Genomic DNA, 13900 nt, shown 5'->3' with positions numbered 1-13900 from the left:
CACATCGTCGACGGTGGGTGACGGGCCCTCGGCCGCGTGTGCCGAAGTGGTGGGGTGGTGACCGGGCCGGGGGTGGCCCGCACCACAGCCCTCACGCCCGGCCCGCCAACCGTCCACACTCCGTGACGAAAGGCGGGCCCGGAATGCTGCGAGGGCTCCCGACGGTGTCGGAACGCCGGCGCCCCGCCTGGTGCCGCGACGTGCCACGGCCGCCGTCGCCGAACGCGTCACCCGCCGAGCCCGGCGGTCTGAACCTTGCGTGATCCAGCCGGGAGCCGCCGGGAGCCTGTGGCGGGGGCCGGCGGGGCTGACAGGGGGCCGACGGGGCGGTGTCGCCCTCGTCGGGCGTGCAACAGGCCTCGTGAACCGTGCACCGCACGGGCTAGAACTCCCCGCCCACCCCCAGGTCCTGCCGCATCGCATGCCGCATGGTCTTGATCAGCGCCCACAGCTCGTCCTGTGCCTCGGCGGCCGATCGCAGGTCCTCGCCGGGCCGCGCGTCGCCTTGTTCCAGGCGCTTGACCATTCCGTACACGTGGGTGAGGGCCTGGTTGGCGATGCCGCCCGGGGCTATCACGGCATCGGGTGCGATCATCAGGGTCTCGGACCAGTGGTTGCGGTGCGCGTCCTTGGCCTCGTCCAGCGCCCGGGCGTCGTCCTCCCCGGGCGTCCGGTCGCGCAGGACACGCAGGTGCCGGTTGAGGGCGGTCGCGAACTGCCGTGCGTCGCGGTACAGGCGGGTGTAGCAGTCGCGCCGCAGGGCGAGGTTCTCGCGGGTCTCCGCGAAGGCTTGGCTGAGCTCCAACTCGCGCCGCTTTGCTCGTTCGGCGCCCCGTTGGGTGAGCAGTGCGGCCCCGAGCGTTCCCGACACTCCGGTCACCGCAATCGCCACCGCTGCTATGTCCACCGGGACACCCTAGACACGTCGACCTCCGCCGGCCGACGGGGGGTCAGGTCGTTCCGAGGGCGGATCTTGGCCGGTCCGTACGGACCCGGCGCGTCCCGCCACGGCGTACCCGTCCCGGGGCGGACACGGGGCCGCCCCCGCCCAGCGCTCATCCCGGACCGCGTCCACTCTCCGGCAGACCCCTAGCTCTGCGCGGTGGGACGGACGACGATGTCACCCACATCGACGCTGTCCGGCTGCTCGACGGCGAAGGCGATGGCGCGGGCGACGGCCTCCGGGGGGATCGCGATCCTGTCCATGGTGTCGCCGACCTGGGCCTTCATCTGCGGTGACATGGAGTCCGGAAACTCGGTGCGGGTGATACCCGGCGAGACGACCGTCACCCGCAGGCTGTCGCCGGCCTCCTGGCGCAGGCCCTCGGACAGGGTGCGCACGGCGTTCTTGGTGGCGGCGTACACGGCCTGGAGCGGGACGACGCGCAACCCGGCCGTGGAGACGGTGTTGACGAAGTGTCCGAAGCCCTGCTCCCGGAAGACCGGCAGGGCGGCGGCGATCCCGTACAGGACGCCCTTGAGGTTGACGTCGATCATCCGCTCCCAGTCCTCGACGCGGAGCTCGTCCAGGGGCGAGATCGGACCGATTCCGGCGTTGCTGACCAGGACGTCGAGCTTGCCGAACCGGCTGCGCGCCAGTTCGACGAGCGCGGACAGGTCCTCGCGCCGTGTGACGTCGGTGCGCGTCCACGTGGCTTCGCCGCCCGCCTCGCCGATCCGGGTGGCCAGGGCTTCGAGTCGATCCGACCGGCGCGCCCCGAGGACGACCTTGGCGCCCCGCCCGGCGAGCAGCAGGGCGGTGGCCTCGCCGATGCCGCTGCCGGCGCCGGTGATCGCGACGACCTTTCCTTCGATTCCCGACATGACCGGTAGCCCTTCCAGGAGGTGTGCGGGCAGGCCGGGGCCATGCCCTAGAGTGAAAGTGGAGGCGCCACCACTTGATGCCAGGCTAAGTGGGCTCGCCTCCACTTAGCAACCGGAAGGGACGACGACCGCCGATGGCCCGAGATGCAGAACGCCCGCTGAGAGCCGACGCGCAGCGCAACAGGGAGAAGATCCTCAGCGCTGCGGTGCGCGTGTTCGCCGAGGAAGGGCTGGACGCGCACCTTGAGCGGATCGCCCGGGAGGCGGGCGTCGGCACCGCGACCCTGTACCGCAACTTCCCCACCAGGGAGGCCCTGGTCGAGGCGGCCCACCGCAACGAGGTGGCCCAGCTGTGCGACGTCGTTCCCGACCTGCTCGCGGCGAACCCGCCCTACGACGCCCTGCGCGCATGGACACGCCTGTTCATGGACTACGCCACCGCCAAACTCGGCATGGCCGAGGCTCTGCGAGCCATCGCCGCTGCGGGGAGCAATCCGTACGCCCACAGCCACGACATGATCCAGACCGCCATCACCGCCCTGATGGACGCATGCGCCAAGGCCGGGGCGATCCGGACCGACATCAGCCCGACCGACATGTTCGCGGCCCTTGCCGGCATCGCCCTCACCTCGGCAAGGCCCGAACAGCGGACGCAGGCCGAACGCCTGCTCGACCTGACCCTGGACGGGCTCAAACCCACTCCGGCACCGCCGCCCTCCGGCTGACGGTGCGGCACGTACGGACGCCCGGTGTCGAGGTGCCGGCAAGAACGCTCAATGGCGGGGTCGATGAGATGCGGCATCCTCGGTATCAGTCTTGTCCGCCTCCGCTTGTTCTTCCAAGAGCTGCGCCGCTCTCAGCTTGGCGAGAAGTGCGTTGAAATCATCCTTCAGCTTGGCAGTGTCCGTCGCGGTCGAGTTCGCCTGTTTTTCCGCGCGCTGCGGAAGCGGTTCAAGGCACCCTTTGTTTGCGGGAACATCCAGGTCGCAGAGCGTCTGCCAAACCAGGTCCTTGTCGTGAGTCACGCTTCCGACGCTCTGGGGGTGGTTGGTCCAGGGATCCTGTTCACCGGAGACATTGAGATTCGGGTTCAACAGGCAAATCGGTCTTGTAGGCGGTCAGCCGGTACAGGAAGCCATTGGGCTCCGTCGGCCTGACGGTTTGCCTGCGGTTTGCGGGGACGGGAGTCGTGTGATCCATTGGAAGGACAACGGATCGCCGGACACGCCCCGGTTCGACCCCTCGGACCACCCGGGTGCGGCCCTCCCCTCGAACCACCCGAGCCCCGACGGGCCCTGGCTCCGGGCCCTGTGGCGTCCGCGGCCGTCCGCGCCGCCGCAGGCCCCCGGACCGCCGCGGAGTCACGGGGTCGTCAGGGCGCAGGCGGGCGGGGCGCGATCCGACCGGTGAGGAGGTGCTGACCGATGCCGGAGTTCGACCGCGGACCGACGACCGAGTTCGCGACGCTTCTCGCCCAGGTGCCCGACCCGCCCGTCGCCGAAGCGTTCTGGGGTGACTGGGGGCCGATCTTCTACCGCGGCCGGCTCGACGGCTCGGCCCGCGTGCTGATCGTGGCCTCGGACCCCGGACCGACCGAACGGATCGCCGGGCGCAGCCTCGTGGGCAACGCCGGCCAGCGGGTACAGGGCTTCCTCGCCAAGCTGGGGCTGACCCGCTCCTACGTCTGCCTCAACGCCTGGGCGTACGCCGTCCACCCCGCACAGGCCCTGGCGATGAAGGAGCGGCTCGCCGACCCCGCGCAGGCGCAGTGGCGCAACGAGGTCTTCGGCCGGGCGGTGGGCACGGACCTGCAGGCCGTCGTCGCCATGGGGTTCATGGCCCAGGAGGCGGTGCGGCTCTGGAGCGACCGGCCCCAGGCCACGCTGGTGAAGGTGCCGCACCCGTCGAGTCATGACCCGGTGGCGTTACTGGATGCCTGGCGCGAGGCGGTCACGACCCTGCGCCCGGTGGTCGGGCCGGACGACGACGGGGACAACACCGGGCCCAACTACGGCGCCGCCTTCGAGGAGTCCGACTACAGCCCGATCCCCAGACGTGACCTGCCCTTCGGCGCACCGGCGTTCCTCGGCGACGACGCCTGGGTGCGCGCCACGCCGGGCGGGGTCCAGAACTCCGTCAACCGTCCCTCGCCGGACGACGGGCACACGCTGGTCTGGAAGGCGCCGGGCTGATGGCACTCGTGCTGCTCGGCACCGTGGTCACCTTCGACGGCGACCACCGGATCCTCGACCCCGGCGCCGTGTACGTCGGCGACGACGGCCGCCTGGACGCGGTGCAGCCGGCCGGGGCGGACCCGCCCGCGGGCTTCGCCGAGGCACCGCGGATCGACACGGGCGCCCTGATCCTCCCGGGGCTGGTCGACCTCCACAACCACCTCGGCTACAACACCCTCCCGCTGTGGGAGGCGGTCGGCGTCCCCTACCTGCACCACGACCGCTGGGTCGACGAGAAGCATCCGCCCGACTATTCGACGACGGTCACCTGGCCCGCCAGGGTGCTCGGCCAGGCCGCGCCCGAGGCGCTGATCAAGTACGTCGAGGTCAAGGCGCTGATCGGCGGGACCACGTCCATCCAAGGGCCGCCCCACTCGACCCGCCCGGTCGACGGCTGGCTGCTGCGGATCATCGACAACGAGAAGCTGCCGGCGGGGCGCGACCTGGTGCTGACCTCGGCGCTCCAGCTCGACGCCGACGTGCTGCGCGAGGACCGGGCGCCGAAGCTCGACGGGACCCGTCTGTTGATCTACCACGTCGCGGAGGGCCGGCGCGTCGAGGAGGTGGACGCGGTGAGCCCGCAATCGGTCGTCCACCGCGAGTTCGCGGACCTCGAACCCTGTCTGAAGCCGGGGCTGATCGGTGTGCACGGCACCGCGCTGACCTCCGCCGAGTTCACGAGGTGGCGCGACTCCGTGGCCGCGATCGACGCCGCCGAGCGGGGCACCGTCGTCTGGTCGCCGTTCTCCAACTACTGGCTCTACCACGAGACGACGGATGTGGTCGACGCTGCGGGGAAGGGGCTGCGGATCGCGCTGGGGTCGGACTGGTCGCCGTCGGGGACCAAGCACGTGCTCGGCGAGCTGAAGGTCGCCGACGCCCTCAACAGCCACGAGTTCGGCCGCCACTTCGACGACCGGGACCTCTGCGACATGGTCACCGCCAACCCCGGCGACGCGCTGGCGACCGCATGGGGGCCGCAGGTGGGGCGCCTGGAGCGCGGCAGCGCCGCGGACCTGCTCGTGCTCCAACGTCACGACCCGGTCGGGGACGTGTACCGCAACCTCATCGACGCGGTCGAGCGCCACGTGCTGCTGGTGCTGGTGCGTGGCCGGCCGTGCTACGGAACGTCGGCACTGATGACGGCCGCCGGGGCGACCGGCACCAACACGATCCCGGAAGCCGGGCCCGGGCGCAGCGTGGCGGTGCGCCAGCCGGGCCGGGCCGACGCCACGCTGGACTGGCGAGGCGTCAAGCAGGCGCTGGCGAAGGTCCGCCACGACCCGGTGGGCGCCTGGCGCGGTGCGCAGATCGCGCTGGCGGCCTGGGGAGGGCCGCCCGACGACCCCGGTGCGCCGCTCGCGCTGTTCGGCGACATGCCGGAGGGCGATCTGGGGGCCTTCGCCGCCACCGACGACATCCCGCCGGACCTGGTCGTCCCGGGCCCGGACTCGCTGACCCACGACGCGGCCTACTTCGCCGCCGTGGCACGCAGCAGGGTGCCCCAGCTCGAACGCCTCAAGGCCTACTACACATGAGCCCGAGGATCACGGAGCCGCCGCGGCCCCTGCCGGGGTCGACCGGGCTCGACGAGTTCCTGGAGCAGGCCGCCGCGGACCCGCTGCCGGTCGCGGCCCGCTACCAGCTGGTGGCCGCCGCCCGCGTCCTCGTGGAGGAGCTCTACGTCCACCTGCCGCTCAAGCGGGCGAGGTACGCCACCGACCCGGTCCAGCGCCTGCGCCTGCTGGAACGCCGCGTGCCCTCACTCAGCGAACCGCAGTTCCACTCCGAGCTCGCAGCCGTCTTCCGGGACCTGCGCGACCTGCACACCGTCTACCAGCTCCCCGACCCGTACCGCGGGCACGTGGCCGCGTTGGGATTCCTCGTCGAGCGCTACGTCGACGAGGGTGGGAGGCCGCACTACATCGTCTCGAAGACCGACCGATCGCTCGAACACGCGGACTTCGGCGCCGGAGTCGAGCTGGACTTCTGGAACGGGGTCGAGATCGAGCGGGCGATCGAGCGCAGCGTGACCGCACAGGTGGGCTGCAGCCCCGACGCCCGCCTGGCGCGCGGGCTCGAGTCGTTGACGCTGCGCCCGCTGCGGACCAGCCCCCCGCCCGACGAGCGCCGGGTGCTGCTGTCCTACCGCACGCCCGACGGCCGCCCGCGGGAGACCAGGATCCAGTGGCGTGTGCGCGCCGCCGAGTGGCACGCCGGGCGGGCGCAGGACCCCGTCCCGACGCTCACGCCGCACCTCGGCATCGACGCCGGCAACGAGGCCACCCGCCACCTCAAACGTGCGCTGTTCACCCCGTACCGGGCACCGCGCTCGCCCGCGCGCGGCCCCGGCGGCGTCCTGGCCTACCGGCTCGCACCGGGCCGCAGCGGTCCGTACGGCCACCTTCGGATCTTCTCGTTCAACGTGGCGAGCGCACGGCTCTTCGCCGAGCAGGTCGCGGAGATCGCCGCGAAGGCCCCCAAGGAAGGGCTGATCGTGGACATCCGCGGCAACCCGGGCGGCAACATCCTGGCCGCCGAGGCCGCCCTGAGAGTCCTGAGCGGGCACCCGGTCGCCCCGGTCCGCTTCTCACTGCCGACCACGCGCGCGGCTCTCGCGCTGGCACGGTCCAACCCGGGATTCCGGGACTGGACGAGCTCGATCCGCACCGCCGTGGAGACCGGCGAACCGTACTCGCAGGCGTTCCCGCTCAGTGACCCGGAGGCGATCACCGCCGGGTTGCCGCACTACCCGGGCCCGAAGGTCCTGATCATCGACGCCCTGACCTACTCGGCCGCCGACATCTTCGCCGCCGGCTTCCAGGACAACGGGCTCGGGAGCATCCTCGGGACGTCCGAGTTCACCGGGGCCGGGGGCGCCAATGTATGGACGTACGACCTGCTGGGCGTGTGGCTGCCCGAGCTGCTCGGTCCGCTGCCGCGCGGTGCCGGGTTCCGCGTCGCACTGCGGCGCGCCACCCGGGCCGGCCGCAGCGCCGGGCTCGCGCTGGAGGACTTCGGCGTGCAGGCGGACGAGGTGCACCGCCTGACCCGGCGTGACCTCACCCGGCGCAACAAGGACCTGCTGACGAGGGCCGCCGCACTGCTGTCCTGAGCCCGCGCTCCGCTGAACCTGTCCTGAGCCGGCGCTCCTGTTTGACGCCGGCCGGTCGTCAGGGGCCGCCCCGGGGTGCAGGTGCGCACCTCGGGGCGGTCGGCTGCGACCTGGGTCGGGTTCTTGGTGATCTGCTCCACCATTGCGGCCCACTGCGTGACCGGGCCCTCGCGCGCCTACGCCTCCAACTGGGGCCCGGTTCAACGGCCGAGAAACAACGGGGAGCCGGCGGTCTTGCGTCGGTACGACGATCCGCTCGTTGCCGGAGATGGTGCCTTCGAGTGTCGGCGTCAGGCGCTGAGCACGTCCAGGGAGAGGCGTCGGGCGCGGTCCAAATCGGTATCGTCGCCGAAGAGTTGGTAGCGGGTGTTGGCAGCGCGCAGGTAGGCGTCGATGCGGAAGGCGTCGTCGGCCGGGAAGCGGCTGCCGGCGGCGGACAGTTCGGACTCCAGCAGGTGCAGCCACTCGCGGACGAGGTCGCGGACCGCGTCGGCGACGGGGCCTTTGCGGCGGCCGTATTCGACCGAGGTCGTGGTGATGAAACACCCGCCGGGGAAGACGCCGTCGCGCAGGTAGGCGACCCAGTTGTCGAGCAGGGCGCAGAGCCGGGGCCGCCCCGGGGCGGCGGGCCACGACGGCTCGACGACGTGCCGCAGGTACAGGGTGCGGGCCTCGGCGACGGCGGCGATCTGGATGGCTTCCCGGTTGGCGAACACCGTGAGGATGCCGCTCTTGCTGTGCCCGGTCCGGGCGGCGAGCGCGCCGACGGTGATGGCGTCCAGCCCGTGCACGGTCGCGGACATGGCTGCCTGCCGGGCGACCTCGTGCCGTGTCCGGTCGCCGCGGGCGCGGCGGCCGTCGGCGCGCGGCGCGGGGGAATCCGCGGCGGGGTCGGGGGTGTCCGGGGCCATGCGCCCGATTATATGCGATCGATCGGTCGTGTAGTGTGCCGCAATAATTACGACCGGTCGATCGCATAGTGGAGGTGCGGATCATGAGTGTCGACGGCGCCGGGCTGGACGGCTTTGCGAAACGCGTGCTCTCGTTGTCCGGGGGTGAGAAGACCGTCCATGTGGCCGGGAACGGGCCTGCGGTGGTCGTGATGCCCGAAATGCCGGGCATCAGCCCCGACGTAGTGCGCTTCGCCGGGTGGGTGCGCGATGCGGGGTTCACCGTCTACGTGCCCTCGCTCTTCGGTGTCGACGGGGCGTATCCCACCGTCGAGCTCGCCGAGCCGATCCTCAAACGGGCGTGCGTCAGCGAGGAGTTCAGGGCGTTCGCGGGCGGTGGCACGAGTCCGGTGGCGGAGTGGCTGCGCGCGCTGGCCAGGACCGCGCACGACGAGTGCGGCGGACCGGGCGTCGGCGCGGTGGGGATGTGCTTCACCGGCAACTTCGCGCTGAGCATGACGCTGGAACCGGCCGTCATCGCCCCGGTCCTCGGCCAGCCCTCGTTGCCACTGGACGACCCGGCCGCCCTGGAGCTGTCGCCCGAGGACGAGGCCGCCATCCGCGAGCGGTTCGAGCGCGACGGGCTCACCGCACTCGGCCTGCGCTTCGACACCGACAAGTGGTGTACCGGCCAACGCTTCGCCGCCTACGCACAACTGCTCGGCGAGCGCTTCGACGGCCGCGTCCTCCCCGGCGAGTACGCGAACCCCGAACCGCCGCCGTTCTTCCGCGACCTGGTCCAGACCCCCCACAGCGTGCTCACCGCGCACCTCGTCGACGAGGAAGGCCACCCCACCGTGCAAGCCCGCGACGAAGTCCTCGCATTCCTGAGCGCCCGCCTGCTTCCCGACCACACCACGGCCTGACGGCCGGAAGCAGCTTGATCGCGACGGCACGCCGGCCGCAGCCCGCCGACGCGGTCGAGTTCGAGGTTCGTCAGGACGGGTGGGGTGCGGAGCAGGTTGGTGGCGCGGGCGGGGCTCGTGCGGAGGTTGGTGAGGATGCGCACGACCCGCCCGGCCACCACCAGCTCGTCACGCTCGACCCGCACATCGGCCGGCACCAAGATCAACTGATGGCGGCTTCTGGGCTCACCTTGGGCTGGACCCCGGGTTCCGTCCGGGCCGTGGTCCTCCGCCTGCCCGGCATCATCTCTTATTCATTTGCCTAAAGGGTTTAGGCGAATTAGCCTTCCGTGCCATGAGGCAGCTGACCGAACAAGACATCCGCGACTCCTTCCTGAACTGCAGCAAGGGCGAGGCGAAGCGCCTGAACCTCCCCCGTGACCTGGCCGAACAGCCCTGGGGCGACCTGGACTTCCTCGGCTGGCGGGACCAGCAGGCCCCGGACCGCGCCTACCTCGTCACCGAGCTCGACGGCCGTCCGCAGGGGCTCGTGCTGCGCAGCCCGGCAGCCGCCGCATGGCAGGCCCGGCGCAGCATCTGCTCCCTGTGCGTCACCACCCACACCGGCGGGGTCTCCCTCATGGTCGCGCCGAAGGCCGGGCCGGCCGGTCGCCAGGGCAACTCGGTGGGCGCGTACATGTGCAGTGACCTGGCCTGCTCGATGTACGTGCGAGGGAGCAAGGACGCGGGCGCCGGCTCCCGGCTGCACGAGTCGCTCACCCTGGAGGAGAAGATCCGGCGCACGGTGTCGAACGTCGCCGCCTTCATCGCCAAGGTCACGGCCTGACCGCCCGCGCAGGGCTGCTGGTCCGGCGTGGGGCGGCTCGGTGCCTGTCGGCGGTGAGCCCGTACCGGCAGGTCGCGATCGCCCGCCTGCCGGTGCGGCACGCAGCCAGCGGTGGGGGAGGTGGGTGCGGCGGGGGAGTCCGGGCGGACCGGCGCGCGGGGGAGGATCACGGCCCGGACGTCTGGGGCCGGACAGGACTCACGGCCAGCCCGTCGGCTTCGAGGTGACGGTGGCCCGGGCCGCGAGGATCGAGGCGCAGGCCTGCCCGACCGCCGTGGCCACCCAACCGGACGGCAGCGGCCCCTGCGCCCTGAGTGCGGCGGCCTGCCGCTGGAGGTCGCGGAGTGCGCCGCCCTGAGCGCTGGAGAGGCCCATCTCCTGGTAGTCGCCGAGGTCCGCGCCACCGTCGAGGTACGTCTGCAACCACGGCGTGATGCTCGTGACGCAGTCCGCCAGCGGGCTGTTCGACGGCTGCGGCTGCGGCTGCGGCTGCGGCGGCGTCGTGACGGCCGCGCTGGGCGCCGCGGCCGGCGCGCTTGCGCCGCACCCGGACGCCGCCGCGACCACGACCAGGCCGCCCAGGAGCCGTTTGCGCATGCCCGCATTGTGGCGGCCGTCGGCCGGTCGCACCAGAGGCCGTACCGCCGCGGTCGCCGGAGGCCGTACCCCCGCGGGGCGGCGCCCTGACGCCCCGGCCCCGCACCTGACCGGCGCGGGGTGCCCCGCCGGGCCCACGCCCGACCACCCGCCCTCCACGACGGCGGCTACCGGGCGAGGTCCTCCAGGACGGCCTGCGCCGCGTTGTGCCCGGGGATACCGCTGACGCCGCCGCCGCGGACTGCTCCCGCGCCGCACAGCAGCACGTTCGGATGCGCCGTCGCCACGCCCCAGCGGGCCGCGGCCCCTTCCGGATCCCCGGTCGCGAACGGGAACGAGAGGTCCTGATGGAAGATGTGACCGCCCGGCAGGCCGATCTCCCGCTCCAGGTCAAGCGGCGTCCTGGCCTCCACGCAGGGCAGCCCGGCGGCGTCCGGTGCCAGGCAGTCGGCGATCGGCTCGGCCAGCACCTCGTCCAGCTGCGCCAGGCTCGACGCCAGCGCGCGCTCCTTGGCCGCCGGGTCGGTGAACAGCCGTGCGGGCATGTGCAGGCCGAACAACGTCAGTGTCTGGAACCCCTGTCGGACCGCCTCCGGCCCCAGGATCGACGGGTCGGTGAGTGTGTGGCAGTAGATCTCCGACGGCGGCGCCGAGGGCATCCGGCCCGCCTCGGCCTCGGCGTAGGCCGTCTCCAACTGCCCGTAGGACTCGGCGATGTGGAAGGTCCCCGCGAAGGCGTCACGCGGATCCGTGGCGGCGTCCCTGAGCCGCGGCAGCCGGCGCAGCACCATGTTGACCTTCAGCTGGGCGCCCTCCGGTGCGGGCCCGGGCTCCTCGCCCAGCAGCCGTGCCAGGGTCGCCGGGGCGGCGTTCACCAGGACCCGGCTGCCCGCCGCCGTCGCCTCCCCGCCCTGATGACGGTAGGTCACCTCGGCCTCGCCGACGCCGTCGGTGGCGATGGCGGTGACCTCGCAGCCGGTCCGGATCTCCGCCCCGGCCGCCAGCGCCGCCCCGGCCAGCGCGCCCGTCACCGCGCCCATCCCGCCGACCGGGACGTCCCAGTCGCCCGTCCCGTTGCCGATCACGTGGTAGAGGAAGCAGCGGTTCTGCCGCAGCGAGGGGTCGTGGGCATGGGTGAAGGTACCGATCAGGGCGTCCGTGAGCACCACTCCGCGCACCAGGTCGTCGGCGAAGGTCCGTTCGATCGTCTCGCCCAGCGGCCGTTCGAACAGCGCCTCCCAGGCAGCGTCGTCCGCGACCAGCCGGCGCAGCCCGGCGCGTGAGGGCAGCGGCTCGGTGAGCGTCGGGAACACCTGCCGGGCGACCTGCCCGGTCATCCCGTAGAAGCGCTGCCAGGCGCTCCACTCGCGCTCCGAGCCGGTCAGCGCCCGGAACGAGTCCCGCGTCCGGCCCTCGTCGGCGGCGTCCACCAGCAGTCCGGTGGGCTTCCCGTCCCGGACGGCGGGGGTGTACGAGGCGATCCGGCGCCGGCGCAGGTCCAGCCGCAGCCCCAGCTCCCGGATCACCTTCCGCGGCAGCAGGCTCACCAGGTACGCGTAGCGCGACAGCCGGGCGTCCACCCCCGCGAACGCCTGGGCCGACACCGCCGCCCCGCCCACCTCGGGCAGCCGCTCCAGCACCAGGACCCGTTGCCCGGCCCGCGCGAGGTAGGCCGCCGCCACCAGTCCGTTGTGCCCACCACCGACGATCACCACGTCGTACCGGGCCGACGAGTTCGTGTTCACCCGGCCACGCTACGGCACGGCGGAACGCCGGGGAACGGCCGCGCACCGACGCGTTGCACCCGGATCCCGGCGGGTGACGCGTCGCCGTCGCCGGGTCGGGACGTCCTCACTCGGTGGGGGATCGCGGCGCGTGACGGACGCCGTTGTTCACCTCCGGCGTCGACGCGGCCGGGTGGGCGCGCCGCCGGTGCAGCCACACGTACAGCAGCAGGCACGGCAGCAGCAGGCCGACGACGCTGAGGGCGATGAACGCCGCCAGGCTGTCGATGTGCTCGACCAGCCAGCCGAAGTTCTGCCCGAAGAAGCCGACCACGAAGGACAGCGGGAGGAACACGGTCGCGATGATCGTGAGCCGCTCCATCGTGGCGCTCTGCCGGAGGTTGATCCTGTTCTGCTCGACGGAGATCACCGCGATGTTCGCCTCCAGGACGGTGGTCAGCAGGTCGCGTTGGGCGGCGACCTCCTCGTTGACCAGCAGGAGGTGGTCGTGCACGTCGCGGAAGTACGGCAGCAGTCCGGGCGCCGACCTGCCGCCCCGGAGCCGTCTGGCGAGCACGGCGAGAAGGGGATGGACGGCACGGTAGAAGTCGGTGGCCTCGCGGCGCAGGAAGTAGATCCGCTCGGTCGGGGCGACCGCGCCGGAGAACACGGTGGCCTCGATCTGCTCGATGTCGCGCTCGAGTTCGGTGACGACGGGTGCGTAGCTGTCGACCACCTGGTCGAGGATCGCCCACAGTGTCGAGGCGCTGCCGGTGCGCAGCAGTTCGGGGCTGCGTTCGAGCCGGCTGCGGGCACCGGCCAGCTCGCTGGCGATTCCCTGGCGGACGGTGATCACGAAGTGCTCGGCCAGGAAGATGCTGATCTCGCCGGTGTCGATCTCCTCGCGTTCGTCGTCGTAGCGCGCGGTCCGCAGGATGATCAGCTCGGTGCCGTCCTCGTACTGCTCGGCCTTCGGTCGCAGGTGGAAGGCCTGGGCGTCCTCGACGGCGAGCTCGTGCAGCCCGAAGCTCTCGCGGACCCTGGCCAGTTCTTCGGGGCCCGGCTCGAACATGCCCAGCCAGACGAATCCGCCCAGCGCGCAGCGCGCGGCCGCCTCCTCCAGCTGCATGGGGCCCTCGTGCTGCCGGCGTCCGTCACGATAGTGCGCGCAGTCGACGATCATGGCCTTCCTCCTCGCACCCGGCCGACCACGCCGTGTGCCGCCCCACCGGCGGCTCGGCGCGCCGTGGTCGCCTCCCCGCAATAGATGCTCCTCCGATCCGGCCGGGCGTGCCCCATGGCGGGCCGGGAGCCCGGGCCGCGCAGGTGTTCGCGGCGGTGAGCGGGCGGTGAGGGTGCGGTGAGCGGTCGTCGGCAGTCTTCGGTTCATCGCCGGAACCGCGGAGGGGCCGGCCACGACCGAGGGAGCATGATCATGGGTGAGCTGACCGGCAAGGCGGCGCTGGTGACGGGCGGATCGCGCGGGATCGGCCGGGCGGTCGCGCTGCGGCTGGCCGCCGAGGGCGCGTTGGTCGCGGTGCACTTCGGCGGCAACGAGGCTGCCGCCAAGGAGACCGTGGCGCGGATCGGGGCCGCGGGTGGCCGGGCGTTCGCGGTGCGGGCCCGGTTCGGCGAGAGCGGCGCGGTGGACCTGCTGTTCGAGGGGCTGACCGCGGGGCTGGCGGAGCACGGTGCGGACGGCCTGGACATCCTGGTCAACAACGCGGGCATCATCTCCGGCAGTTCGATCGGGCAGGTCACCGA

15 protein-coding genes are annotated in these 13900 nt (G+C 72.4%); 8 read left to right on the top strand and 7 right to left on the bottom strand.

All coding sequences use genetic code 11. The annotated features are described in order from the left end of the window. Positions 1-382 precede the first annotated feature (382 nt). Positions 383-907: a hypothetical protein gene (locus tag ACZ3YO_RS39390; RefSeq protein WP_465579058.1), complete on the bottom strand. Its 525-nt coding sequence runs from the start codon at positions 905-907 to the stop codon at positions 383-385. Between the two features lie 182 nt (positions 908-1089). Beyond that, a complete protein-coding gene (locus tag ACZ3YO_RS39385; RefSeq protein ID WP_465579056.1) occupies positions 1090-1824 on the bottom strand; it encodes an SDR family oxidoreductase in 735 nt (244 codons plus the stop codon). Positions 1825-1958: 134 nt separating this feature from the next. Between ACZ3YO_RS39385 and ACZ3YO_RS39380 the strand changes: the two genes are divergently transcribed. Beyond that, positions 1959-2549 carry a TetR/AcrR family transcriptional regulator gene (locus ACZ3YO_RS39380; protein ID WP_465579054.1) on the top strand — a complete coding sequence of 197 codons (591 nt, stop codon included), beginning with the start codon at positions 1959-1961 and terminating at the stop codon, positions 2547-2549. A gap of 48 nt (positions 2550-2597) precedes the next feature. Here ACZ3YO_RS39380 and ACZ3YO_RS39375 read toward each other — a convergent pair whose 3' ends face one another. Continuing rightward, positions 2598-2849 (bottom strand): hypothetical protein, encoded by a 252-nt coding sequence (locus ACZ3YO_RS39375; RefSeq protein ID WP_465579052.1) that lies wholly within the window; start codon positions 2847-2849, stop codon positions 2598-2600. A gap of 399 nt (positions 2850-3248) precedes the next feature. Between ACZ3YO_RS39375 and ACZ3YO_RS39370 the strand changes: the two genes are divergently transcribed. The 3 genes from ACZ3YO_RS39370 to ACZ3YO_RS39360 are packed head-to-tail and all read left to right on the top strand — an operon-like array spanning position 3249 to position 7173. Then, positions 3249-4016: a uracil-DNA glycosylase family protein gene (locus ACZ3YO_RS39370; protein ID WP_465579050.1), complete on the top strand. Its 768-nt coding sequence runs from the start codon at positions 3249-3251 to the stop codon at positions 4014-4016. Further along, positions 4016-5596, top strand: coding sequence for an amidohydrolase family protein (locus ACZ3YO_RS39365; protein ID WP_465579048.1), 1581 nt, complete (start codon positions 4016-4018; stop codon positions 5594-5596). Before ACZ3YO_RS39370 ends, ACZ3YO_RS39365 begins: the two co-directional genes overlap by 1 nt. Then, on the top strand, positions 5593-7173 hold the full coding sequence (locus ACZ3YO_RS39360; RefSeq protein ID WP_465579046.1) for a S41 family peptidase: 1581 nt from the start codon (positions 5593-5595) through the stop codon (positions 7171-7173). Before ACZ3YO_RS39365 ends, ACZ3YO_RS39360 begins: the two co-directional genes overlap by 4 nt. Positions 7174-7463: 290 nt before the next feature. Here the strand turns inward: ACZ3YO_RS39360 and ACZ3YO_RS39355 are convergent, their stop codons facing one another. Further along, positions 7464-8084, bottom strand: a complete 621-nt coding sequence (locus ACZ3YO_RS39355; protein ID WP_465579044.1) for a TetR/AcrR family transcriptional regulator — start codon at positions 8082-8084, stop codon at positions 7464-7466. Positions 8085-8167: 83 nt separating this feature from the next. On the opposite strand from ACZ3YO_RS39355, the gene ACZ3YO_RS39350 reads away from it, so the two are divergent. From ACZ3YO_RS39350 to ACZ3YO_RS39340, 3 genes are read left to right on the top strand one after another with little or no spacing between them, the layout of a single operon-like run. Next, positions 8168-8989, top strand: coding sequence for a dienelactone hydrolase family protein (locus tag ACZ3YO_RS39350; protein WP_465579042.1), 822 nt, complete (start codon positions 8168-8170; stop codon positions 8987-8989). A gap of 14 nt (positions 8990-9003) precedes the next feature. Beyond that, positions 9004-9294, top strand: coding sequence for a hypothetical protein (locus ACZ3YO_RS39345; RefSeq protein ID WP_465579040.1), 291 nt, complete (start codon positions 9004-9006; stop codon positions 9292-9294). A 29-nt stretch (positions 9295-9323) separates the two neighbouring features. Next, on the top strand, positions 9324-9815 hold the full coding sequence (locus ACZ3YO_RS39340; RefSeq protein ID WP_465579038.1) for an FBP domain-containing protein: 492 nt from the start codon (positions 9324-9326) through the stop codon (positions 9813-9815). A 198-nt stretch (positions 9816-10013) separates the two neighbouring features. Here ACZ3YO_RS39340 and ACZ3YO_RS39335 read toward each other — a convergent pair whose 3' ends face one another. The 3 genes from ACZ3YO_RS39335 to ACZ3YO_RS39325 form a co-directional block, all read right to left on the bottom strand. Then, a complete protein-coding gene (locus ACZ3YO_RS39335) occupies positions 10014-10412 on the bottom strand; it encodes a hypothetical protein (protein ID WP_465579036.1) in 399 nt (132 codons plus the stop codon). Positions 10413-10579: 167 nt separating this feature from the next. Continuing rightward, positions 10580-12157 carry a phytoene desaturase family protein gene (locus ACZ3YO_RS39330; protein WP_465579034.1) on the bottom strand — a complete coding sequence of 526 codons (1578 nt, stop codon included), beginning with the start codon at positions 12155-12157 and terminating at the stop codon, positions 10580-10582. A 106-nt stretch (positions 12158-12263) separates the two neighbouring features. Beyond that, on the bottom strand, positions 12264-13319 hold the full coding sequence (locus ACZ3YO_RS39325) for a magnesium and cobalt transport protein CorA (protein ID WP_465579032.1): 1056 nt from the start codon (positions 13317-13319) through the stop codon (positions 12264-12266). A gap of 252 nt (positions 13320-13571) precedes the next feature. Between ACZ3YO_RS39325 and ACZ3YO_RS39320 the strand changes: the two genes are divergently transcribed. After that, on the top strand, positions 13572-13900 hold a 329-nt coding region (locus ACZ3YO_RS39320; RefSeq protein ID WP_465579030.1), incomplete at its 3' end, for an SDR family NAD(P)-dependent oxidoreductase.

The organism is Kitasatospora sp. NPDC022785 (assembly GCF_055561295.1).
This window is presented reverse-complemented; position numbering and strand designations above follow the sequence as displayed.

Excerpts from the sequence above, each read along its gene's own strand:
- ACZ3YO_RS39385 (WP_465579056.1), bottom strand. The coding sequence starts at position 1,824 with ATGTCGGGAATCGAAGGAAAGGTCGTCGCGATCACCGGCGCCGGCAGC.
- ACZ3YO_RS39370 (WP_465579050.1), top strand. The coding sequence starts at position 3,249 with ATGCCGGAGTTCGACCGCGGACCGACGACCGAGTTCGCGACGCTTCTC.
- ACZ3YO_RS39365 (WP_465579048.1), top strand. The coding sequence starts at position 4,016 with ATGGCACTCGTGCTGCTCGGCACCGTGGTCACCTTCGACGGCGACCAC.
- ACZ3YO_RS39350 (WP_465579042.1), top strand. The coding sequence starts at position 8,168 with ATGAGTGTCGACGGCGCCGGGCTGGACGGCTTTGCGAAACGCGTGCTC.
- ACZ3YO_RS39355 (WP_465579044.1), bottom strand. The coding sequence starts at position 8,084 with ATGGCCCCGGACACCCCCGACCCCGCCGCGGATTCCCCCGCGCCGCGC.
- ACZ3YO_RS39360 (WP_465579046.1), top strand. The coding sequence starts at position 5,593 with ATGAGCCCGAGGATCACGGAGCCGCCGCGGCCCCTGCCGGGGTCGACC.
- ACZ3YO_RS39340 (WP_465579038.1), top strand. The coding sequence starts at position 9,324 with ATGAGGCAGCTGACCGAACAAGACATCCGCGACTCCTTCCTGAACTGC.
- ACZ3YO_RS39325 (WP_465579032.1), bottom strand. The coding sequence starts at position 13,319 with ATGATCGTCGACTGCGCGCACTATCGTGACGGACGCCGGCAGCACGAG.
- ACZ3YO_RS39380 (WP_465579054.1), top strand. The coding sequence starts at position 1,959 with ATGGCCCGAGATGCAGAACGCCCGCTGAGAGCCGACGCGCAGCGCAAC.
- ACZ3YO_RS39335 (WP_465579036.1), bottom strand. The coding sequence starts at position 10,412 with ATGCGCAAACGGCTCCTGGGCGGCCTGGTCGTGGTCGCGGCGGCGTCC.